The following is a 21,608-nucleotide window of genomic DNA, read 5'->3' on the forward strand; positions in this document are numbered from 1 at the left end:
TTGCTGGCTAAGTTCCATGTCAGGAAATAACCCAAAACCTGTTGACAATACATAAACCATTTCTGATAATGCTCAGGTCTTTTCAGTTTAAGCCTTGTTGGATTGCTTCGCTTAATCCAACCAACGATTCAAATTTTTATGCGCTCGAAGTGGGTTCCTGATGCCTGACCTAATACCAAAACATGGCGGTTACCGGAAGCTTAAAAGCTTTCAGATCGCACAACTGGTATATGATGTGACAGTGCGGTTCTGTGATAAGTATATTGATAAGCGCAGTCGCACCCATGATCAGATGGTACAGGCAGCGCGTTCCGGGGTTCAGAACATAGCGGAGGGCTCACAGGCATCCGCGACCTCTAAAAAGACCGAGCTAAAACTTACTCAGGTGGCAAGGGCCAGCCTTGAAGAGCTCAGACTGGACTATGAGGATTATTTAAGACAGCATGGGCTAAAACTGTGGGAGAGAGAAAACCCTTTAAGACAGGAGCTTATTGATAAGAGGTGTCAGACTGCAGATGAACTTGCCTCATGGGTTGTGGAAGTAGCTAAGAGGGGTGGACAGGATGGACAGAAAGTACCAGATGGACAAAGTCCAATAATGTCCACAAAGTCCACAGGGTCCAAACTGTTCAGGATTTTTCAGGAGCTTTCAGCAAACGCTGCCCTTATCCTGATAGTTGTGGCAAATTCTCTTCTGGATCGCCAGGTTGAGAGGCTTGCCCAGGATTTTGAAAAAGAGGGTGGTTTTACAGAGAGGCTTTACAGGGTTCGGAGTGAAAAGCGGAGAAAAACATTTTAAACATTGAAAGGAAATATATGAAACATTTAATCTTAAGTATCTTATTATTTTCTTTGCCATTATTTGCATCTGTAACAGGTACAGACCAGAATAAGGAACCAACTGTAAAACCCAAAATTGACCAGCAGGGGCCTTCACTACATGACCGCATCTATTTTTTCCAGCACAGGTTGTTACCAGGCTGGACTTTTAATTCCGATGGCGCCTTTTATAAAGATCTAATGAGTGGCAATGTTACAAGGGTAAAGGCCGCTGCTACTGAGATGATTTCACCTGAATTTGCAGAAGGTATTTCAGTAAAACCAATGAGCGAATCTAATGGTGTTTTAATAACCTTTCCGAAACCAGATAATATGCCTGAGTGCTATTTTGTTTTAATTCGACAGGTAGATAAAAAATTTATGTATATAACATACGAAAAAACTATGGATATTTCTAATGAGGGCTTGATAGGGGCCGTGTGTGGCTGGTCTTCTGAAGGCACACATAATAATTATGGTTTTCAGAAATACACTGACCCTGACAGTTTTGTATCTGATGCTTTAAAGATACAACAGTAAGACCTGGGGATGCCTCTACTGATTTTTCCCTTGCGCCTTGAGCCTAAAGCAACTATAGGCATTAGTCTAATCACCTTATACTCTTTATCTCAAAATAGCGCTGAAGCGGTTTCAACCCATTTTTCCCCCTGGCGATCTCCCTCTTCAAATAGGCGACTATCTCACACTGCCCCTCAAATGAAAGCCCGTTGATCCTCTCCATGATATCTATGAGGGTATCAGGATCTATCTCAAAGGTTTTATTAATGCTGCTGCCGGTTGAATCAGCCCGGAGATCACGCTTCATAGCCTGCTCCATTTCTTGAATCTGGCCTATACTATGTTAAAACAGGAGAGTTATCAACCAAAGCCTGTTAAATAATTTCAGATAAGGGTTAGTTTTTTTCACTCTATTTACAATAACAAATGTCAGGCATAGTATCGCCACGATTAACCAATAGGGGTCAATAAAAATAGCAAATAAATAATTTCATGAAGGAGAGTCATGAAGCGCATAATAAATATCATCTCTATATTAACTATGATTTTTCTTATTCCCTGCATTACCCTGGCAGCGAGCGACCCCAATGATAGACCCGGCAACAAGGACCCTGACCTTTTTTCCCGCATGCCCGGGTTCCATATTTATCTTTCTGAAATATTAGATTTTGACCGGTATGAATTTGCAACAGGGGCAGGTAAAACCGAGGTAGTTGAGGGCCGAAGCACACTTATAAACTATTATGCAAATGATGGGATTACCCCGCCCAGCGGACTTCAGGTTGTTCGTAATTATGTTAATGCGGCCAAGGCTATAGGCGGGAAAGAGGTTTATGGCTTTGAAGACGGCGGCACCCAGTATTCGATCATCCAAGTGGTTAAGGATGAGATGGAGGTGTGGGTAGAGGTCTCCGGGGCTGATAATGGAATGTATAATTTCAGGATGATTGAAAAAAAGCTTATGAAGCAGGATGTGGTGGCAAACGCAGAGGCCATGTCCGGCAGTATCAAGGAGACAGGCAGGGTGGCGGTGTATGGGATCTACTTTGATACAGGCAAGGCAGAGCTTAAACCCGAATCAGAACCGGCCCTAAAAGAGATAGTAAAGATGCTCAATATGGACACAAACCTTAAGGTTTATGTTGTGGGCCACACAGATAATGTCGGGCAGTTTAATTACAATGTAAAACTCTCACAGGAGAGGGCAGCCTCAGTGGTAAATGCCCTTACCACTAAACACAGTATTGCCTCTGCAAGGCTTACTCCATTTGGGTGCGGCCCTGTATCGCCTGTGGCATCCAACAAGACAGATGAGGGCAAGGCCAAGAATCGCCGTGTAGAGCTTGTTGCGCAGTAATCCAATCAGCTTTCAGTAAAAATATCTTTCTTTACCTTTTGCTGAAGGCTGATTGGCTATTTAGTAAACTTCCCTGACCATGCCAATTTCTTTTTGTATATATCCTCAACAGAATAATAGCCTCCAAGTCTTTCGCCATACTCCTGTTTCTTTGCCTCTTTTATGGATTTTACTGCCTCATCAATGCTTTGTTCCACTGCACCCGAATACTTACAGCCCTGTTTTGTTGATGCCTCAATTGAGACACTTGCAGTACCTCCAAAACCATTCTTAAAATCCTGTTTCACACCTGCTGAAAAATTGGAGTCCCTGACCTCTCCACCTGGGCCAAAGGTGAGTTGACCTCCTACTGATAATGAGGTGTTATTTGCCGATACCCTTAACCCGGTTGCAGCAGTAACAGAATAGTCCTGCACAACCCCCTGTCCGTCCATGGTAACTGACGAGCTCAGGTCAAAATATGCGCCCGCCTGTATCCCGCCCTGCTTGGCCCCAAGCGTAAGCTTTATGCCCTGACCATAGGTGCCTGTGCCTGTAAACTCGCTTACTGGCTGTGATAAAAAGATCTCCGGTGAACCGGGTATGGGGAGTTTCATATTGAACTTTACTGTAGTTCGCGCTGGCGACATGCGGCACTTGAAAAAGAAATAATTAAAATCAAAACCATATCCGTCTATCTTTTTAAATAGCGGGGTTGATTCGGGTATCTCTCCTGAGTCAAATACCTTTTTAGCTGCCTTGTTGGCCTGTAACAGATCATTTTCCTCTTTCCTCCGCTCCTCTGCCTCCATCTCCCTCTGTTGAAGCAGGGATGCTATGTCACAATTACAGTCCCACTCATCATGGTACTCAAATGAGCTGTGCGCTGCGCCCACTATGCTCAGTGAATAGACCATGGCAGAATATATGGACTGGCGCACCTCAGGGTCGCTTATAAGGGCAACATGCCTGATAACATCATAATAGTATGCCTCTATGGTAGGCTTTATCTTCTGCGTGTAGTTAATAGCAGTGAGGTTTGCCGCTGACCCGAATGCGACCTCTGCTGCATTGTTGCAGGAGTTGAAATAGGCAACATGGATATTATGCTCCCTCAGCTTCCACTCCGCACTGTTCCCTTTTTCCCCTGCCGCCTTTTTCTGCGCATTAAACTGTTCATACTGTTTATCCCTGATCGCCTTTGCCTCTGTGATCTTTTTCCGGTATTGTTCCAGTATCTCATTAAGGACGCGGTGGAGACGCCGGTTTACCGAATGGAGATATCCCCTATAGAGATTGCTCTTTCTGTTATGCACCGCAAAGTTATGCTTCTGGATGATCACATTCATAGGGTCAGCATAATCATATGGATCAATCTGAAGGATCGCTATAGATGGGTCATACTGAGAAACCAGATCTGCAAGGCCGCTCGCATCGCCCTTTTTCATATCAGCCTTTGCTGCCAGTGCCTCTTTTTTCCAGTCACCCATCTTTTCCTTTATTTGTGACTTATCCACCTTTACATTTGGTTTCTTCTTCATATTCTTATATTTTTCAGGGTGTCTTGCCACATCGTTAAGATCAACATTCATGTCAACATCAATCCCAAGCCGTTCAAGCATCTTCATCTGATCCTGACCCAGCGAGGCAAATGAGGAGATGGAGTAACGCTGGAGCATATCTGCGAAATCCTTAACAGCGCTCTCTCCCTGGGGGCTGTTTATGGCCTTTAGCGATGCATACTGTGTAAGCTTCTTGATAGATGGGGCTTTGAAGCTCCCCTGCGGGGGCAGGCGTTCTACAAACCGGCGCATTTCAATAGCCTTTTCCTCATCTATCTGTGCCATAAAATCAGCGGCAGTGGCGATCGGCTCTGCGGTAATGGTCTTAATATTCTCTTTGTATAACTCTTCAGGAGAATCAATTGGCAGGTCCTTTGTCTTTTCAAGGGCCTTTGATGCCTTTTTTGCCACCATAAGGGTCTGAGGCCTGTCCAGATTTTCATCATCCAGTATGGCCCTCGCCTTGTCAGGTTTATTTATGGAATGAAAATAGGCAGCCATGCCAATAGCCGCATCCCAGGAAAATGGACTCTGCTTGCGCGCTGCCTGCATTAAAGAGCGCGCCTCATCCGGCCTGTTCATATCTATATAGAGGTTTCCAAGGTTGATCATGGAAACAAGGCTCGCATCAGTATATGCATTTTTGTCTATTGAGATGGAAAGGGGTAGAGATAAATGGCCTCTGCATCCTTCTGATATGAGTTGATCCCGGTTGAATTGGTTTTACCCTGCGACAGACTCTTCCCCGCGGTATATATGGCAGCAGCCATATTGTTTGCGTTTGCAGGGGCTTTGGGATCAAGTGCAAATACCGCTGTTGCATAGGCAATAACAAAATTTGGCCGGTTAAAATGGTTTGTGGCAGAGCTTACTGAAAATGAATAATCCCTTGCCATTAATGGGTTTAAATCCTAGCTGTCAAAGCTGGGGTTGAATGTGACAGCCCCCGTATATGCAGAAAGCTCATCCGGCCTGAAATTTTTGCGGGATGATGCGTTGTATGAGGCGGCAAGCTTTAATATGGCTGTCTGATCAGGGGCATCCTCCTTTTTAGGGAGTTTTACAGGAAGGGATTCCAGCTCTGCATTTACTGCCCTCAAGGCGCGGGCCTTTTCTTCAGGAGTGCGGAACTCTACATCAGAGAGAGAGCCTCCCCCTATAACAGGGGCCTCTTTATACTCAGGCTCCTGTGACATGAGCATGGGAAAGAGGTTAGAGGCAGGGTTTAATCCATCAGCGCCGCTGCCGGTACCAGCCTGAGCAGCCATATTTTCAAGCCCAAGCTCTTTTGTCAGGGCCTCAAACTGCCTTAAGCCCTCCTTTTCAGCGGCCTTGCTATCCGCCTCTATCTTCTGTGATGCAGCTTCTGTGGTGGGCATACCGACACACTCCATCCATCTTTTTCGTGCATCCTCTGACTTATCGGACAATGCCTTCATCCTCTACCCGAAAGCCTGCGCCTCAGCCTCGGACATCATGCTCTTACCTTCAAGCTCCATTCCCATATCCTGCATCTTTTGCAGTGCCTCGGCCATTTCCTCCCCGAACTTCTCACAATCCTGTGCGCTAAGGTCATAGGAAGGCAATAACCCGATAAGCAATAACAACATTAGAACCAGCGATTTTATCATTTTTTAAATCTCCATGTATCTCGTAGGATCAGGTATGCCTGCCTCTTTAAAACCCCTTTTTCTTATGATGCAACTGTCGCATGAGCCGCATGCAAGCCCCTTTTTTGAGGGGTCATAGCAACTGTGGGTAATAGAGTAATCCACCCCCAGCTCATTTCCACGCTTTATAATTTCCGCCTTTGTCATGCTAATAAGGGGTGTGTGTATTTTAAGTATTGTTTTCTTTTCCACCCCTGCCTTTGTGGCAAGGTTGGCCATCTTTTCAAATGCCTCTATATACTCTGGCCGGCAGTCAGGGTACCCGCTGTAGTCAACAGAATTAACGCCGATAAATATATCAGCGCATTCAATGACCTCTGCCACTGCAAGGGCATAGGATAAAAAGATGGTGTTTCTGGCAGGGACATAGGTGATGGGAATATCCTTTGCTATATCCGTCTCTGCCCTGCCCTTGGGCACATCAATATCAGCGGTGAGGGATGAGCCTCCTATTGTGCGCAGATCAATATTGATTACCTTGTGATCTTTCACCCTGAAAAACTCGGAAACCCTGCGTGCGGATTCCAGCTCAAATATATGGCGCTGCCCATAATTAAAGGAGAGGCTGTATATGGAATACCCCTCGCTCATGGCAATCGCCATTACAGTTGTTGAATCAAGACCGCCGCTTGATAAAACAACGGCCTTTTTCATGTTTGTCATGCCTGTGATCCCCTTATTCTATTTATGAGGATCATATATGCTATATAAAGATGAAAATCAAATGGACAAATCCCCAGAGCTACACATACTGCGTAACCTTTCTCTTTAGCGCCACCTCTTCCTTTAATATGGACGGGTGGACAGGTGGTTTTGCAAGGAGTATAAAGCCAAAGGCAATCGCCATTATCAATACAGAGACCTGGAACGCCGGGACATAACTGCCCATGATATCCCTCACATGACCCGCTATGGGCGCTGAAACGCCCCCTATAATGGTGTTAAACGGGGTTATATAGCCCATTATCTTTGGGTATTCGGATGTGCCATAATATTTTGGTATCATGTTTACCAGTACAAGGCAGTTTACCCCGAAGCCTACCCCGAAAAGTATTGAATAAACCAGCACGATTGTAAATGATGAGGCATACGGCGCAATAATCAGCCCGGCTATAAGTGTCGTGATCGAGCCAAGTGTAATATACTGCATATTTATCCTTACAGCCAGCATGCCTGCTGTGATCTGGGCTATTGTCATGGCGGTTGACATTACCCCTATTGATATCCCTGACAGGCCGGATGAGATTCCTATATCAAACATGTAGGTCACCTGGTGGGTCACAAACCAATTCATTATCATGTACTGAAATGTGTAAAAACCGATCAAAAGCCACAGGGTCTTTGTCCTGAATGCCTCCTTTACAGTAAAATCCACAGGGGTTGTATAGCTTTTTTTCCCTATGCTTGTATCATGCTTTATAACCTGGCCATTATTACGCGATCCGTCCGGTACCTGTCCAAGATCATGTGGCCTGTTTTTTACGAAAAGGGCGGGCAGGATTACACAGAACAACATTACAATGGCAGCCATGAACAGGAGGGTATGCCTCCAACCGATGCTGTTAATAAGATAAAGCACAAGGGGTGCGATGATCATCCCTGTAACCCCTGTAGCTGCAGTTGCTATACCCACTGCAATGGAGAGCTTTTTTTTGAACCAGTTATTGATGATGGTATTCATGGCTAGCACACCACCCAGGCTGAAGCCTGTCCCGACCATGAGCCCATACCCCACATAGAGCTGCCACTCCTCATTATAAAAGGCAAGCAACAGGAGGCCGCAAACATTTATGAGGTTACCTATGATTATCGCCTTTTTGCCTCCGAACCTCATGATAAAAAGGCCTGCAAGCGGGGCAACAACCCCAATGATAATCATATTGGCGGACTGCGCCCCTGAGACAATACCCCTGCTCCATGCGAAATCATTGACCCAGAAGGGCAGATAGATGCCAAAGGTAATCAGGAGCGAACCTGAAACCATGTTAAATAGAAAGAGCACACAGAGGTTTATCCAGCCATAAAAACCCTCGCTGCTCATCGCTTTTATTTTCATTTTTTTTGATCTCCCTTGTAAAATCCCCGGGCGATCTTGTACATCAATGCGAATCATCATTTATATTTAGATGGATGCGTTACTTTTTTCAGGATCGATCTTCTCCTGAGCCTTGTACAATTTTAAGGTTTCAGGGTATGATCATACCAATCTTCAAATGGATAAATCAGCTCACCCTGTTGAATATGGTTTTATTTGGCGGGATTATCTTTTCGGGCCGGTAAACCGGTCTTGATCCTGAAAAACAGATGTACGGATAGATAGTAAAATATATAAACGATTAAATCTAATCTGTTATGTTAATAGGTATCCGGAATTTTTCCGGGACTTACACCAATTTTAAATACCTGCTACCCACAAGATCACCTGGATTGCATAAAACTTAAGTTATAAATAATTCATTTTAAAATGATTAAAAATATAAAAACTAAATAAATAAAATAATTAACAAAAATAAATTATAAACAATCTTTAAGACAATTTAAAATGCTTCAATAATATTTTAGACAGCATTTGATAACAATCAAATCTGCATCTTTTCCGAATTAAAATCCCACTATACTGCTGCGGTTTTATAGGTTAACGAAGAGATATTGTCAACCCTTCATTGAACCAAAAATCGGCATACCCAATATGCAAGTTAATTGACTCAAACTCATTATCCATGTATAAAACCACCTCGGTTGCAGTATATAAAGCCATGGCTTATGCCGGGTAATTTAATTGAAAGAGAGAAATATAATATGGATAATTTTCTGGAAAAAGGGCCTAAAAACCCGATAAAGATACAGGACAACACATTTAGAGACGGACACCAGTCCCTTCTTGCCACCAGGATGAGGACAGAAGACATGCTCCCTATAGCCGAAAGGATGGATCAGGTAGGTTTCTGGGCAATGGAGGTATGGGGTGGAGCTACATTTGACACCATGCACCGCTTCCTTGGTGAAGACCCATTTGAACGGCTGAAGACACTCAAGAAATATATAAAAAAGACCCCCTTCTCAATGCTCCTAAGGGGCCAGAACCTGGTCGGCTATAAAAACTATGCCGATGATGTTGCAAGGCTTTTTGTGGACAAGGCAAGCGAGGCAGGCATGGATGTCTTCAGGGTCTTTGATGCACTGAACGATTTCAGGAATTTTGAGACTGTTGTGGAAAGGATCAAGGCAAATGGAAAGCACTTTCAGGGCACCATCTGCTACAGCCTTACAGAAAGACGCATGGGAGGTGAGGTTTTCACCCTTGACTACTATCTTGCCAAAGCAAAGGAGCTACAGGCAATGGGCGCTGATACCCTCTGCTTCAAGGACATGGCAGGCATCATGTCCCCGTTTGATATAGCAAAGCTGGTTACAGAGCTTAAAAAGGTGATAACCATCCCGATCCATCTCCATACCCATTACACAAGCGGTATGGGCTCAATGGTTTATCTTGAGGCGATAAAGGCGGGTGTTGATATTATAGATACATGTCTTGCACCCTTTGCATTGAGGACATCCCAGCCTGCTGTGGAGCCGATAGTTGCATCTCTGACCGGCACAACAAGGGACCCCGGGTTTGACCTTGATCTCCTGCTTGATATGGGTGAACATTTGGAGCAGGTTGCGCCCAAATACAGGGATTACCTCGCAAAACACAGGATGTCTGTGATCGACTCAGGTGTTCTCCAGCACCAGGTGCCGGGCGGAATGATCTCAAACCTGGTAAGCCAGCTCAAGGATGCAAACGCACTTGACAGGCTAGCGGAGGTGTATAAAGAGGTTGCTGAGGCGCGAAAAGAGCTCGGCATGCCGCCCCTTGTCACACCAACAAGCCAGATTGTAGGCACGCAGGCGGTCTTGAATGTGCTTCAGGGGCGCTGGAAGGTGATGAATTATGAATCAATGGATCTTGCAATGGGTTATTATGGGAAGACACCAATCCCTGTTAATCCAAAGATCATTGAGGTAGCCACAAAAAGGAATAAAAACCGCAGGCCTGATGGTGTTATTGAGGACAGGGTGGCAAATCACCTTGAGCCTGAACTTATTAAGGCTAAAGAGAAGCTGGGTGACCTGGCAAAGGATGATTTTGATCTGCTGATATATTGTCTCTATCCTGCAACAGGTGAAAAATACCTGAAGTGGAAATACGGGATTGAGAAGATGCCCGACTCTGTAAAACCCAAGACCCTTGATGATATCAGAAAGGAAGATGAGGCAATGGCAGCAGCAATTGAACAGGTGTGCAAGATATCATTTAAATAACATCAGGGGTCATTAATGCAAACCGGGTTTTCCTATGATGATATGTTTCAGTTAGGAGATGATACAACTGAGTATCGTCTCCTCACAACTGATTATGTATCAACCGGCAGCTTTGAAGGTAAGCATATCATAAAAGTGGAATCCGAAGGTCTTACTTTGCTAGCACAAGAGGCATTCCGGAGTGTCTCACATTTATTAAGAAAATCCCACCTTGAACAGGTCGCAAGTATTCTGAATGATCCTGATGCATCGAATAATGATAAATATGTGGCCCTTGAGTTGATTAAAAATGCGGTGATCTCTGCTGAAGGTATATTCCCCATGTGCCAGGATACAGGCACTGCATTGATAATCGGTAAAAAGGGTCAGCATATCTGGACAGGTTATTCAGATGAAGAGGCTTTGTCACTGGGTGTTTATAATGCCTACACCAAAAACAACCTGCGTTATTCACAAAATACGCCCCTTACCATGTATGAAGAAAAAAACACAGGATGCAACCTGCCGGCCCAGATAGATATTTCCGCTACACAGGGTGATGCCTATGAATTCCTGTTAATTGCCAAGGGTGGCGGCTCTTCAAACAAGACATTTCTGTTCCAGGAGACAAAGGCAATATTAAAGAGGGATACCCTCGTAGAGTATTTAACAGAGAAGTTAAAAAACATTGGCACCTCTGCATGCCCGCCCTATCATGCTGCCTTTGTAATAGGCGGGACATCACCGGAACAGACACTCAAGACAGTAAAACTAGCATCTGCCGGATATCTGGATAATCTTCCTATAACCGGAAGCCCTGGCGGCAGGGCATTCAGGGACACTGATCTGGAAAAAAAGATACTTGAGTGTTCCAGAACAATCGGCCTTGGGGCACAGTTTGGAGGTAAATATTTCTGCCTTGATGTAAGGGTTATAAGGCTTCCAAGACACGGGGCATCATGCCCTGTTGGTTTAGGAGTAAGCTGTTCAGCTCACAGGAACATAAAGGCAAAGATCACAAAGGATGGCATCTTCCTTGAAAGGCTGGTTACAGACCCCAGCGTATACCTCCCGGTACCAGCAAGTACTGTTGACGATACGGTACACATTGATCTTGAAAGACCAATGGCAGAGATACGTGCGACCCTCTCAAAATACCCTGTTTCAACCCGCTTGCTTCTAAGCGGCAGGATGATTGTTGCAAGGGACATTGCCCATGCAAAACTCAAGGAAAGGCTTGATAAGGGTGAAGGGCTGTTGCAATACATGAAAGAGCATATCATCTATTATGCAGGCCCTGCAAAGACTCCAGAAGGTTATGCATCGGGTTCATTCGGACCCACAACCGCAGGCCGCATGGATCAATATGTGCCCCTGTTTCAGTCTCATGGCGCATCAATGATAATGCTTGCCAAGGGCAACCGTTCGAAAACCGTGACAGACTCATGTAAAAAATATGGCGGTTTTTACCTCGGTTCCATTGGCGGTGCAGCAGCAAGGCTCGGAAGAGACTGCATTACTAAGGTTGAGGTGATCGAATACCCTGAGCTTGGCATGGAGGCCATATACATGATTACAGTAAAAGACTTCCCTGCCTTTATATTAATCGATGACAAGGGAAATGATTTTTTTGAACAGCTTAAATAGTGGTGGGCGGTACAGGATTTGAACCTGCGACTTCCACCGTGTGAGGATGGCACTCTCCCGCTGAGTTAACCGCCCGTATCTGGCCTGATAGTTGGGTGAGTCAGACAGATGAGGATATTTGATATACCTAAAATTCCGGTTTGTAAATAAAAAAAGGGTTCAAGGGGTCGAGTGCAGGCTATAACGCAGGTTAAAGGAAATGCCTTTCCTAAAAGCCTACAGCCTATAGTCTAACAGCCTTCTTTAAAACTCCTCCTCTGCCATTTCTATGGCTGCTGTATCCCCATCAATTATCGCCCTGGCCTTTGATGTAGAAAGGCTCACTATATTGCTGCTGAAATAGCGCGCTGATGAGACCTTCCCGCTGTAAAAGGCAGCTTCACTATTTTCTGCTGTAAACCTTCTCACCTCTGCCTCTCCATTTAACCCGCTATCCTGAATCATTATTTGAAGTTTTTCATGGGCAATCATCGCCTGCCATAAAAGGAGCCAGCCGGTTATAACATCACCAAATAGCTCCATGTACTGTGTGGCAAAAAGGGCCATTATCTTAAAATCCTGTTTTGCCTTTTCAGTTAAAAAGAGGGTAACCTCCCTGAGTGAGCAAAGGCCATTCGAAAGAAGAGCGATATGTTTTGCAAGCTCTTTATGCTGCCTGTTTATTTCACAAAAGGTTTCAATATCATTGAAGAGCCCCTTATCAAGGCCGGGAAAACCCTTTACAACCTTTCTTGCAAGAAGGTCAAGAGACTGGATACCGTTAGTACCTTCAAAGATGGAATGCACCTTTTCGTCCCTTAAAAACTGCTCGACAGGATAGTCCTTCATGTACCCGTATCCCCCATACACCTGCATGGCAGCCTCTGTTACCCTGAAGCTCATATCAGATCCATATGCCTTTGCAACAGGGGTTAAAAAGGCGGTGAGTTCCGCCCATTTTAGCTTTTCATCTTTATCCTCTGTAACAAGCTCCATGTCCATGCAATAGGTGGTATAGAGTATAAGCGCCCTTATGCCCTCAGTATATGCCTTCATCATGAGGAGCATGCGTCTCACATCCGGGTGCCTTATAATGGGGGCCTGTGGTGAATCAGGCGATGCGCCCATCTCCCTGCCCTGAAGCCTCTCCTTTGAGTAGTTAAGCGCATGGAGGTATGCAGTGGCAGCGATTGATGCACCGTGACGCGCTGCTATGAGCCTTGATTCATTCATCATGGTAAAAAAGATCGCCATGCCCTTATTGATTTCACCAACAAGTTCACCAGTGCAATTACCCTCCTCGCCGAATACCATCTGACAGGTGGGAGAGCCTTTAAGACCCATCTTTTTTTCTATTGATATAACCTTTGTATCATTCAGTTCTCCAATTGATCCGTCCCGGTTAACCCTGTACTTGGGCACCAGAAAAAGAGAGAGCCCCCTCGTACCCGGGGGCGAACCCTTTACCCTGGCGAGTGTCAGGTGAATAATGTTTTCAACCAGATTATTATCCCCGCCAGTTATGAATGTCTTATTTCCGGTAATGTTGTATGTGCCGTCATCATTCGGTACAGCCACTGTTTTTGTTGCCCCCACATCGCTTCCTGCCTCTGATTCGGTCAGCACCATTGTCCCTGTCCACTGCCCGGAGAGGATTTTCTCAACATATTTTTCCTTCTGTTCCTTTGTGCCATGCCTTGCAATCAGAAACGCCGCACCTCTTGCCATGGCAGCAAGCGTCTGGAAGGCAAGGTTTCCCGCCTCAAAATATTCATTTGCCGCCATGCCTATTATAAGGGGTAGCCCCTGCCCCCCTATCTCACGGGGCAGGTCAATCCTGCGCCATCCACCCTCATTCCAAGTCCGCCATAATTCTTTAAATACTTCAGGGACAAAAACCTTACCATCCTTCAAGGTACAGCCCGCAGTATCTGTTTCACGGTAGGTCGGCATCATCACATTTGCGGCCAGTCTTTCCGCCTCCCTCAGGATCATTCTGCAGGTCTCTTCATCAAAATCAGAATAAAGTTCATTTTTAAACAGCCCCTGCATCCTGAGCTGCTCAAACAAGACAAATACCTGATCCCTGTCATCAATTAAAAGTTTTTTCATCGCTGAATTCCCCTGTAAACCAATAAATTATGGCGGTACTAAAAAAACGCTTATATCAGTTATGCCTGAAAAATTCCACTTTACAAATGATTTTTTGGATGTACTATAAAAATGCCTTGCATCAAGAGATATACCCATTTGTAACAGGAACACCCATGAATAGATCAGGCATCATTACCCTTTTAACCGATTTCGGCCTCTCTGATGCATATGTAGCCATGATGAAAGGGGTAATCCTTTCTATCAACAGAGATGCTGAACTGATTGACATTACCCACAGTATCAGGACCGGCTCTGTTTTTCAGGGGGCATATATTCTAAAAGAGGTCTTTTCCTGTTTTCCTTCAGGCACTGTCCATGTAGCGGTTGTTGACCCTGGTGTAGGCAGCAACAGGAGATCCATAGCGGTAAATGCTGCCGGACATTTTTTCACAGGCCCTGATAATGGTATCTTCTGGCCTGTGATAGAAAAGTATAAAGATGCAACGATTTATGAACTTACTGAAAATAAATTTTTCCTCCCTCAAATAACCAGCACCTTTCATGGCAGGGATATATTTGCCCCTGTGGCAGCCCATATCTCCCTCGGATTGGATATACAAAAGTTCGGAAGGGTTGTATCTGACCCCGAAAAACTGGAGATACCTCTCCCCTTTAAACATGAAAACGTCCTCTCCGGGCAAATAATACGTATTGATAATTTTGGGAACCTCATTACCAATATTACAGCAGATGCCCTTGCCGGTTTTCTGGGTAATAACGAGCCGGTAATACACACAGGTAAAATTAAGATATACGGGTTAAACAAAATCTATTCTGACAGGGAAAACGGCGAGCTTCTTGCCATTATAAACAGCTCCAATCAACTTGAGATCGCAGTAAATATGGGTAAGGCTTCAGACTACATCGGCAAGGAGCCGGATGATATCATCGGTACAGGTGTCAAGGTGGAAAAAACCGGTTAGATCACTGTTTCATCTTTATTAAGAGAAGAGAGGTATTCGTCCCATTCAACAGGGAGAAGGTATTTTTTTTTATTGTTGCACTCCTTGCATGCGGCCACAACATTTCCCTTTTTACTTTTACCGCCCCGGCTTAAAGGCACAATATGGTCCATTGTAAGCCCTTTTGACCCCACATTCATACCGCAGTAATGGCATTTGCCTTCATTAACACGCCTGAGCCACCAGGAGGTGCGCCTGAGTTCCCTGGCCTTTTGTTTTTCTCTTTTTATCTCAGCCTCATCAACCCACTCATCTTCATACATAACTTTAACCAGTAACCGGCCTTTAACATTTATATAAATTAAAAGGCTTCCCAGAATGCCGTTTTTATCCCCGAGGCGAATCTCCTGCATAATTTATACATGGCGAGATTCCCGGCAGAAAAGATGCACGCACACCAGAGAAGCCTTTTTAAAACTATCATGACGACTTCTATTTTTTTAAATACAACCTTTGGATGCCCTTTCCATCAAATGGTTTTCTGCTAAGTGTTGAAGTCGGATATCATTAACTTTAAATAAAATATAAACACTGGAATATCTCAAGTCAACCCGGAAGGATTTATTTTACAGACTTAATAAAAGCAGTAAAAATACATGCATACTGCCTTTAATTTATAAATATCTATTGATTTTTACTGGCTTTTTTGCCTGCTCTGGTATATATAAAAAAAGTCTTTTAAAACCTTGACAATTTTTTTGAAGTGATTACGTTTTTGCGTCTTTAATTGTGTAAAATATCATTAAAATCAGCATACCTTGCCTGACATGATATTTCTTTCATATTCAGGTAATTATAACTATTTTATGTTTTATCTTAAGGAGGATAGAGATTATGAAGATTAAACCTTTAAGCGACAGAATTCTTGTCTTGAGAACAGAAGGGGAACAGAAGACATCTGGAGGGATTTTTATCCCTGACACTGCAAAGGAAAAACCCCTTGAAGGAAAGGTGGTGGCAGCAGGCCCCGGAAAGGTAGATGACCAGGGAGTTCGTGTACCTCTGGCTGTTAAGGAGAATGACAGGATTCTATTCAGCAAATATGCTGGCACTGAGATTAAATTAAACGGTATAGAACATCTAATCATGAGAGAAGATGATATATTAGGAATTATAGAGGGATAACAGGGAGGAAAACAGAGATGGCTAAAAAAGAGATCAAATACAGCGCAATTGCGAGAGAAAAAACAATGACAGGCGTAGACACCCTGGCCAATGCAGTAAAGATAACATTCGGACCAAAGGGCAGGAACGTACTTATTGAAAAATCATGGGGCTCACCGATTGCCACAAAAGATGGTGTAACAGTAGCAAAAGAGATAGAACTGGAAGACAAGTTTGAAAATATGGGCGCCCAGATGGTTAAAGAGGTTGCCTCAAAGACATCAGATGTGGCTGGCGACGGGACAACCACAGCAACTATTCTTGCCCAGTCCATTGTGAGAGAAGGCTTAAAGCTCGTTACCTCCGGTATAAACCCGATGTCCATCAAAAGGGGCATAGATAAATCAGTAGCAATGGTAGTTGATGAACTCAAGAAGATATCCAAGCCAACCAAGGATAAAAGTGAGATAGCACAGGTCGGGACAATCTCTGCCAATAACGACCGCACTATCGGTGATATCATTGCCGAGGCTATGGAAAAGGTAGGTAAAGAGGGTGTTATCACCGTTGAAGAGGCCAAGTCAATGGAGACATCACTTGAAATAGTAGAAGGTATGCAGTTTGATCGCGGCTACCTCTCCCCCTACTTTGTAACAAACGCTGAGAAGATGGTTGTAAGCCTTGATGACCCCTATATTCTTCTTAACGAAAAAAAAATCAGTAATATGCGCGAAATGATCCCGATCCTTGAAAAGATCGCCCAGTCAGGACGCCCGTTTGTTATCATAGCAGAGGATGTTGAGGGTGAGGCACTTGCAACGCTCGTTGTAAACAGGCTCAGGGGCACTCTCAAGTGTGCGGCAGTAAAGGCGCCCGGTTTTGGCGATAGAAGAAAGGCCATGCTTGAAGACATCGCAATACTTACCGGCGGTAAGGTTATCAGCGAAGACATGGGGCATAAGCTTGAGAACATAACCATCGATGACCTTGGCACAGCCAAGAAGATTACCATTGACAAGGATAACACCACTATAGTTGATGGCGGTGGCGCCAAAAAAGAGCTTGAAGGAAGGGTAAAACAGATAAGGGCACAGATTGAAGAGACCACAAGCGATTATGACCGTGAAAAACTCCAGGAACGTCTTGCAAAGCTTATAGGCGGTGTTGCAGTTATAAGTGTTGGTGCGGCAACAGAGGCAGAGATGAAGGAGAAAAAGGCAAGAGTTGAGGATGCCCTTAACGCCACAAGGGCTGCCGTAGAAGAGGGCATTGTCCCTGGCGGCGGTGTTGCGCTTATACGCGCACAGAAGGTCCTTGATAATACGACCTTTGAAGGCGAGGAACAGTCTGGTCTCAACATCATTAAAAAGGCTATAGAAGAGCCCATTAAACAGATTGCAAACAATGCAGGTTTTGAAGGTTCTGTTGTTGTAAAAAATGTGCAGGCTCTTACAGGCAATAAAGGATTTAATGCAGAGACAGGCGAATATGAAGATGTGGTCAAGGCAGGGATTATTGACCCGACAAAGGTCACCAGGTTTGCCCTTCAGAATGCCGCATCTGTAGCCGGTTTGCTTTTAACCACAGAAGCAATGGTGGCTGAAAAACCTGAGAAGAAAAAGACTGCTACACCCGCAATGCCTGAAGATATGTATTAAAACAGGGTGCAAGGTGCAAGGCACAAGGCTCAGGGGAATTTAAAAACCAGTGAAGCAGGGTGCAAGGCGCACGGATCAAGACCCGGGGTTAAAGGTTCCCGGGTTCAGGGTTAAGCAAAAAGAAATATTTGGCGCTGTACTTTTAAAAGGTCAGCGCCAGATAATATAGAACCTGATTTATTAAAAATATGTTTCCAATTAATGCACAGTTACATTAATTGAACAGGGTTATGACCTATGAATAAAAAAACACTCCAGCACTTCAGAAAAAGACTCACTGATCAGCTTGATGAACTTCATGATAAAAACAGCCAGAAAAGGGTCACCACGCTTGCCGAATCTGAGCAGGCTCCTGACTTTACTGATCAGGCAACTCTGGAATCAGACATAGAGATGAATTTACATATCAAAGAACGGGACAGCAAACTGATACTTAAGATAAAACAGGCACTGGAACGGATTGAAAACGGAACCTATGGCATATGCGAGACATGTGGAGAGGAGATCTCCGAGGCAAGGCTTGAAGCGCGCCCTGTAACCACAGAGTGTATAGACTGTAAAAGGGAACAGGAAAACCAGGAAAAGCTGAGAGGGGTTTAATTCTTTTCAATTAAGAGCAGGTAATCAGACTTAAATAAACCTTCAGGTATATTTTCATTTTCTATCCGGCCTTTCACATTAAAGGTGAACAGATCTAAAACCTGTTTTAACACCACCGGAATATAATCCATCATGGGTACATACACGGTATGCACCCATTATTTCAGAAAAGATATCTGATCGGGAGATATGGTACATAGGTATCACCATCCGGTCATCAATCCCTGCGAAAGCCAGTGCCTGCCCTCCCTCTTGCTTTAGCCAATAACAAGGATGCGTTTACCATCCTATACAGGCTTAGGAGAGGAAATTAATCACCCTGATCATGCGCGGATAATTGGCCCTGAAATATTCTCATAGAATCTATTTATAGATACCCGGGAAATCGATCTATCATAAACTCGGCAGCAAGGCGCGCACCTGAGCCCGGAGGAAGCCCGCACTTTTCAAAACCCTTTGCCGATGCAAATGCACCCATGTTTGCAGCGCTGGCGCCAGGGTCCATATTTTTCCCGAAGATGACTCTCTCCTGAATATCTGAACATAAAAGATACCCGATTTCATCCTCAAAGTAGGCCATGAATCTCTGTGCAATTTCCATTGCAGGCCCTACCTTTTCCAGTTCAAAAGGGTCATCTCCCCCATAAAAAAGACCAAAAGCAATAATGCTACCCGTTACTCCACCGCACATCTCACCTGACCCGCCAATACCAGGAAAAAGGGTAAGCGCCTTAATGACCTGCATGTCTCCCAGTCCAAACTCCTCCATGAGCGCCATAGCAGTGCCCTGGGCACAGTTTTTAAAGATATAATTATACTCCTCAGCCCTTAACTGAACCCTGTCCAGTATCTCCTCTTTATGGGCCAGCAGCTCTTTTTTATTAAGCCTCTTTTTGGGGATACCCCCTGACAAAAATCCATTTATCCTCGCCTTTATGGCATTATCATCCCATTTCCTGTTGCCCAGCTCCTCTATCTTTTCCATGTTTTTATCTGTATACCCCATTTTTTCTCCTTTTATTGAGTATTGCTGCAAGATTGCATGAATAAGCATCAAGCAGGGTAAACCCAGCTTTGCCTTTTCATAAACACTTATCAAATGCCCCCTGAGCTATTCAGTAAGCAGCACAAGCTCTTCTGCATACCATAATTTATCTGACCAGGGAGTATAAAAACTGTGGATTTTTCTGTCAAATAGATTCAGTAAATAGTTTGACACCTGGCCTGCTGTTTTTTATACTCCGCTTAAAAAATATTACAGCCATTAACCTGATAAAAGGGTCTGCCGTGAATACCAAAAAATCTGAGAAATATTATAAAGACAGGCGTACATTGAATCCAACCCCCTTCAGGCCAAAGGATTGACAGGGTATATTTAGACTGGATCGGAATAACTTAAATGACAACAGATGGTTATGCAGGACAAATCCTTAAAGTTGATCTATCCGGTAATATAATCACAAAAGAGCACTCATCCTGGTACACAGAAAGGTTTATTGGCGGCAGAGGGGTTGCAGCAGGGTTATACTGGAATAATGTATCTCCCTACATTGACTCAATAGATCCTGCGAACTGCCTCATATGCACAAACGGCCCTTTAACAGGGTTTTCAGGCATTGCCAGTTCAAGATGTGCAATAGTCGGCAAGACAAGGTTAACGGGCATAAATAGATACTGCTATGGCAGCCTCGGGGGTAAATGGGGAGTTTTACTTAAATTCGCAGGTTACGACGGGCTTATCGTAACAGGCAGATCAGAGAAACCTGTTATAATTTCCATAGAAGATGATAAAGTCACTGTTTTGGATGCCTCAGAAATCTGGGGGTTATCTGTATTTGATACCTTCAGGCTTTTTAAAAAAAAGTACAATCAAAAAACAGGTGTGCTGGCCATTGGCCCAGCTGGAGAAAACCTTGTTAATTTTTCATGTCTGGTTGCTGATGATGGATCCACTGTTTCTGGAGGTCTTGGGATTATCATGGGATCAAAAAATCTTAAGGCCATACTGGTATCAGGAAATAAAAGACCAAATGCCTATCACAACATCAGATTGCAGGAGCTTTTAAGGCCTGTCAGGGCCTCCTCAAAGGCTACTCCATGTGAAAAGCTTCCCTGGGTTATTAAAGAGGTTAACAAAAAGGATATCTGTTTTTCCTGCGGGCTTGGCTGCGACCGAAGGACCTATTCGGAAGAAAGTGGCGAGCGATATAAATTCCTCTGTCAATCTGCGGTCTTTTATAAAAACATGGCCATGAGATATTACAATGATGAAAATAGAGCCCACAAGTCACAGCTCTGCGCAACCAGATTATGTGATAATTACGGACTTGATACCGCTGTTATCCAGCCTGTAATTGAATTTTTATCTATCTGTCATGATCGGCAGATCCTGGATGATAATATAACGGGGTTAGAGCTTTCAAAGATTGGAAGTCTTGAGTTTATAGGCGACCTTATTCATAAGATATCTATGAAAATCGGATATTGCGAAACCCTTGCCAATGGTCTTTTTTATGCATCAGAACAGTTGGGCCCTAATGCAGTGGATGTTTTGAGTGAATGTGTTGCAACAACAGGGGGTGAAACAAAGGATTATGACCCTCGTATGATAATCACTACATCCATTATCTATGCAACTGAACCGAGAAGACCTATACAGGAACTGCATGAGATCAGCAGGGTCTTAAGGCTATGGCTCAACTGGGTTAAAGGAAAGGAGGATTTGCAATTATCAGGGGGTGATTTTGAAAATATCGCTGAAATTTCATGGGGTGGCAGGGATGCCTCAGACTTCAGCACAAATAAAGGAAAGGCCCTTGCAGCAAAAAAGATACAGGACTGGTCTTATCTGAAGGAGAGTCTCATCCTATGTGACCGTTCCTGGTCCAATTTTTCACGCTCTTTTGTAACTGACAGGAGTCTGATAGCATCTATCTATCATGCGGTAACAGGGAAAATCCTGGAAGCCCCTGATCTTGAGCACTATGGAGAAAAGGTCTTCAACCTTCAGAGGACGATTTTACTCAGAGAGGGATGGAAGGGCCGTTATGATGACAGACTGCTCAATTATTTATATAATAAGCCATTAAAGGAGGGGGAACTCCCCTTTAATATGGAGGCTCTTGTGCCAGGGAAAGGGGCAATAATATCAAAGAAAAATTCAATTGTTAGTGTACATGAATTTGAAAGACTCAAAGATGAATACTATGCCCTCAGAGGCTGGCATATAGACACAGGGATACCAGAAGAGGATCTTCTTAAAAGGCTTGGCCTTAAGGAGCTTTTATCTGTCTGATTTGGTAAATACAAGAATT

Annotated in this window: 20 protein-coding genes and 1 tRNA gene; 10 read left to right on the plus strand and 11 right to left on the minus strand. The window is 44.1% G+C overall.

Translation table 11 applies throughout. From position 1 onward, the window contains the following. Positions 1-160 precede the first annotated feature (160 nt). Both GX654_15645 and GX654_15650 read left to right on the plus strand, forming a co-directional pair. Entirely contained in the window at positions 161-799 is a 639-nt protein-coding gene (locus tag GX654_15645; GenBank protein NLD38296.1) for a four helix bundle protein, read from the plus strand. 17 nt (positions 800-816) lie between these two features. Then, the gene (locus tag GX654_15650) at positions 817-1,359 is read left to right on the plus strand and encodes a hypothetical protein (protein NLD38297.1); all 543 of its coding nucleotides are present in this window, start codon (positions 817-819) and stop codon (positions 1,357-1,359) included. Positions 1,360-1,429: 70 nt separating this feature from the next. On the opposite strand, the gene GX654_15655 is transcribed toward GX654_15650, so the two are convergent. Then, positions 1,430-1,645 (minus strand): hypothetical protein, encoded by a 216-nt coding sequence (locus GX654_15655; GenBank protein ID NLD38298.1) that lies wholly within the window; start codon positions 1,643-1,645, stop codon positions 1,430-1,432. 198 nt (positions 1,646-1,843) lie between these two features. On the opposite strand from GX654_15655, the gene GX654_15660 reads away from it, so the two are divergent. Next, positions 1,844-2,695, plus strand: coding sequence for an OmpA family protein (locus GX654_15660; protein ID NLD38299.1), 852 nt, complete (start codon positions 1,844-1,846; stop codon positions 2,693-2,695). A gap of 56 nt (positions 2,696-2,751) precedes the next feature. Here the strand turns inward: GX654_15660 and GX654_15665 are convergent, their stop codons facing one another. From GX654_15665 to GX654_15690, 6 genes are all read right to left on the minus strand, one after another. After that, positions 2,752-4,848 (minus strand): tetratricopeptide repeat protein, encoded by a 2,097-nt coding sequence (locus tag GX654_15665; protein NLD38300.1) that lies wholly within the window; start codon positions 4,846-4,848, stop codon positions 2,752-2,754. Between the two features lie 35 nt (positions 4,849-4,883). Then, complete coding sequence (locus GX654_15670; protein ID NLD38301.1) at positions 4,884-5,132, minus strand: hypothetical protein; 249 nt, start codon at positions 5,130-5,132, stop codon at positions 4,884-4,886. A 15-nt stretch (positions 5,133-5,147) separates the two neighbouring features. After that, positions 5,148-5,666, minus strand: coding sequence for a hypothetical protein (locus GX654_15675; protein ID NLD38302.1), 519 nt, complete (start codon positions 5,664-5,666; stop codon positions 5,148-5,150). A 12-nt stretch (positions 5,667-5,678) separates the two neighbouring features. Then, the gene (locus GX654_15680) at positions 5,679-5,867 is read right to left on the minus strand and encodes a hypothetical protein (GenBank protein NLD38303.1); all 189 of its coding nucleotides are present in this window, start codon (positions 5,865-5,867) and stop codon (positions 5,679-5,681) included. 3 nt (positions 5,868-5,870) lie between these two features. Beyond that, positions 5,871-6,569, minus strand: coding sequence for a 7-cyano-7-deazaguanine synthase QueC (gene queC / locus GX654_15685; protein ID NLD38304.1), 699 nt, complete (start codon positions 6,567-6,569; stop codon positions 5,871-5,873). 79 nt (positions 6,570-6,648) lie between these two features. Beyond that, on the minus strand, positions 6,649-7,962 hold the full coding sequence (locus GX654_15690) for an MFS transporter (protein ID NLD38305.1): 1,314 nt from the start codon (positions 7,960-7,962) through the stop codon (positions 6,649-6,651). A gap of 743 nt (positions 7,963-8,705) precedes the next feature. On the opposite strand from GX654_15690, the gene GX654_15695 reads away from it, so the two are divergent. Both GX654_15695 and GX654_15700 read left to right on the plus strand, forming a co-directional pair. Continuing rightward, the gene (locus GX654_15695) at positions 8,706-10,211 is read left to right on the plus strand and encodes a pyruvate carboxylase subunit B (protein ID NLD38306.1); all 1,506 of its coding nucleotides are present in this window, start codon (positions 8,706-8,708) and stop codon (positions 10,209-10,211) included. Between the two features lie 15 nt (positions 10,212-10,226). After that, complete coding sequence (locus tag GX654_15700; GenBank protein ID NLD38307.1) at positions 10,227-11,837, plus strand: fumarate hydratase; 1,611 nt, start codon at positions 10,227-10,229, stop codon at positions 11,835-11,837. Here GX654_15700 and GX654_15705 read toward each other — a convergent pair. Continuing rightward, positions 11,838-11,912: transfer RNA gene (locus GX654_15705), tRNA-Val, on the minus strand. A gap of 168 nt (positions 11,913-12,080) precedes the next feature. After that, positions 12,081-13,928, minus strand: a complete 1,848-nt coding sequence (locus tag GX654_15710; protein ID NLD38308.1) for an acyl-CoA dehydrogenase — start codon at positions 13,926-13,928, stop codon at positions 12,081-12,083. 155 nt (positions 13,929-14,083) lie between these two features. Here GX654_15710 and GX654_15715 point away from each other — a divergent pair, with 155 nt between their 5' ends. Next, positions 14,084-14,893, plus strand: a complete 810-nt coding sequence (locus tag GX654_15715; GenBank protein ID NLD38309.1) for an SAM-dependent chlorinase/fluorinase — start codon at positions 14,084-14,086, stop codon at positions 14,891-14,893. Here GX654_15715 and GX654_15720 read toward each other — a convergent pair. After that, the gene (locus GX654_15720) at positions 14,890-15,195 is read right to left on the minus strand and encodes an HNH endonuclease (protein NLD38310.1); all 306 of its coding nucleotides are present in this window, start codon (positions 15,193-15,195) and stop codon (positions 14,890-14,892) included. The two genes, GX654_15715 and GX654_15720, sit on opposite strands and share 4 nt — an antisense overlap. 571 nt (positions 15,196-15,766) lie before the next feature. On the opposite strand from GX654_15720, the gene GX654_15725 reads away from it, so the two are divergent. From GX654_15725 to dksA, 3 genes are all read left to right on the plus strand, one after another. Next, the gene (locus tag GX654_15725) at positions 15,767-16,057 is read left to right on the plus strand and encodes a co-chaperone GroES (GenBank protein NLD38311.1); all 291 of its coding nucleotides are present in this window, start codon (positions 15,767-15,769) and stop codon (positions 16,055-16,057) included. Positions 16,058-16,074: 17 nt separating this feature from the next. Then, positions 16,075-17,694 carry a chaperonin GroEL gene (groL, locus tag GX654_15730; protein NLD38312.1) on the plus strand — a complete coding sequence of 540 codons (1,620 nt, stop codon included), beginning with the start codon at positions 16,075-16,077 and terminating at the stop codon, positions 17,692-17,694. Positions 17,695-17,931: 237 nt separating this feature from the next. Then, positions 17,932-18,294 (plus strand): RNA polymerase-binding protein DksA, encoded by a 363-nt coding sequence (gene dksA, locus GX654_15735; GenBank protein NLD38313.1) that lies wholly within the window; start codon positions 17,932-17,934, stop codon positions 18,292-18,294. A gap of 367 nt (positions 18,295-18,661) precedes the next feature. Here dksA and GX654_15740 read toward each other — a convergent pair whose 3' ends face one another. Beyond that, the gene (locus GX654_15740) at positions 18,662-19,300 is read right to left on the minus strand and encodes a C_GCAxxG_C_C family protein (GenBank protein NLD38314.1); all 639 of its coding nucleotides are present in this window, start codon (positions 19,298-19,300) and stop codon (positions 18,662-18,664) included. Positions 19,301-19,693: 393 nt separating this feature from the next. Between GX654_15740 and GX654_15745 the strand changes: the two genes are divergently transcribed. Beyond that, a complete protein-coding gene (locus tag GX654_15745; GenBank protein ID NLD38315.1) occupies positions 19,694-21,589 on the plus strand; it encodes a hypothetical protein in 1,896 nt (631 codons plus the stop codon). The last annotated feature ends 19 nt before the right edge of the window (positions 21,590-21,608 follow it).

Origin of the sequence: Desulfatiglans sp. (assembly GCA_012513605.1) — a bacterium.
Classification (GTDB): Bacteria; Desulfobacterota; DSM-4660; order Desulfatiglandales; family HGW-15; genus JAAZBV01.

Excerpts from the sequence above, each read along its gene's own strand:
- queC (NLD38304.1), bottom strand. The coding sequence starts at position 6,569 with ATGACAAACATGAAAAAGGCCGTTGTTTTATCAAGCGGCGGTCTTGAT.
- dksA (NLD38313.1), top strand. The coding sequence starts at position 17,932 with ATGAATAAAAAAACACTCCAGCACTTCAGAAAAAGACTCACTGATCAG.
- GX654_15645 (NLD38296.1), top strand. The coding sequence starts at position 161 with ATGCCTGACCTAATACCAAAACATGGCGGTTACCGGAAGCTTAAAAGC.
- GX654_15720 (NLD38310.1), bottom strand. The coding sequence starts at position 15,195 with ATGTATGAAGATGAGTGGGTTGATGAGGCTGAGATAAAAAGAGAAAAA.
- GX654_15650 (NLD38297.1), top strand. The coding sequence starts at position 817 with ATGAAACATTTAATCTTAAGTATCTTATTATTTTCTTTGCCATTATTT.
- GX654_15745 (NLD38315.1), top strand. The coding sequence starts at position 19,694 with ATGACAACAGATGGTTATGCAGGACAAATCCTTAAAGTTGATCTATCC.
- GX654_15665 (NLD38300.1), bottom strand. The coding sequence starts at position 4,848 with ATGATCAACCTTGGAAACCTCTATATAGATATGAACAGGCCGGATGAG.
- GX654_15695 (NLD38306.1), top strand. The coding sequence starts at position 8,706 with ATGGATAATTTTCTGGAAAAAGGGCCTAAAAACCCGATAAAGATACAG.
- GX654_15655 (NLD38298.1), bottom strand. The coding sequence starts at position 1,645 with ATGAAGCGTGATCTCCGGGCTGATTCAACCGGCAGCAGCATTAATAAA.
- GX654_15715 (NLD38309.1), top strand. The coding sequence starts at position 14,084 with ATGAATAGATCAGGCATCATTACCCTTTTAACCGATTTCGGCCTCTCT.
- GX654_15725 (NLD38311.1), top strand. The coding sequence starts at position 15,767 with ATGAAGATTAAACCTTTAAGCGACAGAATTCTTGTCTTGAGAACAGAA.
- GX654_15670 (NLD38301.1), bottom strand. The coding sequence starts at position 5,132 with ATGGCAAGGGATTATTCATTTTCAGTAAGCTCTGCCACAAACCATTTT.
- groL (NLD38312.1), top strand. The coding sequence starts at position 16,075 with ATGGCTAAAAAAGAGATCAAATACAGCGCAATTGCGAGAGAAAAAACA.
- GX654_15690 (NLD38305.1), bottom strand. The coding sequence starts at position 7,962 with ATGAAAATAAAAGCGATGAGCAGCGAGGGTTTTTATGGCTGGATAAAC.
- GX654_15660 (NLD38299.1), top strand. The coding sequence starts at position 1,844 with ATGAAGCGCATAATAAATATCATCTCTATATTAACTATGATTTTTCTT.
- GX654_15700 (NLD38307.1), top strand. The coding sequence starts at position 10,227 with ATGCAAACCGGGTTTTCCTATGATGATATGTTTCAGTTAGGAGATGAT.
- GX654_15710 (NLD38308.1), bottom strand. The coding sequence starts at position 13,928 with ATGAAAAAACTTTTAATTGATGACAGGGATCAGGTATTTGTCTTGTTT.
- GX654_15740 (NLD38314.1), bottom strand. The coding sequence starts at position 19,300 with ATGGGGTATACAGATAAAAACATGGAAAAGATAGAGGAGCTGGGCAAC.
- GX654_15680 (NLD38303.1), bottom strand. The coding sequence starts at position 5,867 with ATGATAAAATCGCTGGTTCTAATGTTGTTATTGCTTATCGGGTTATTG.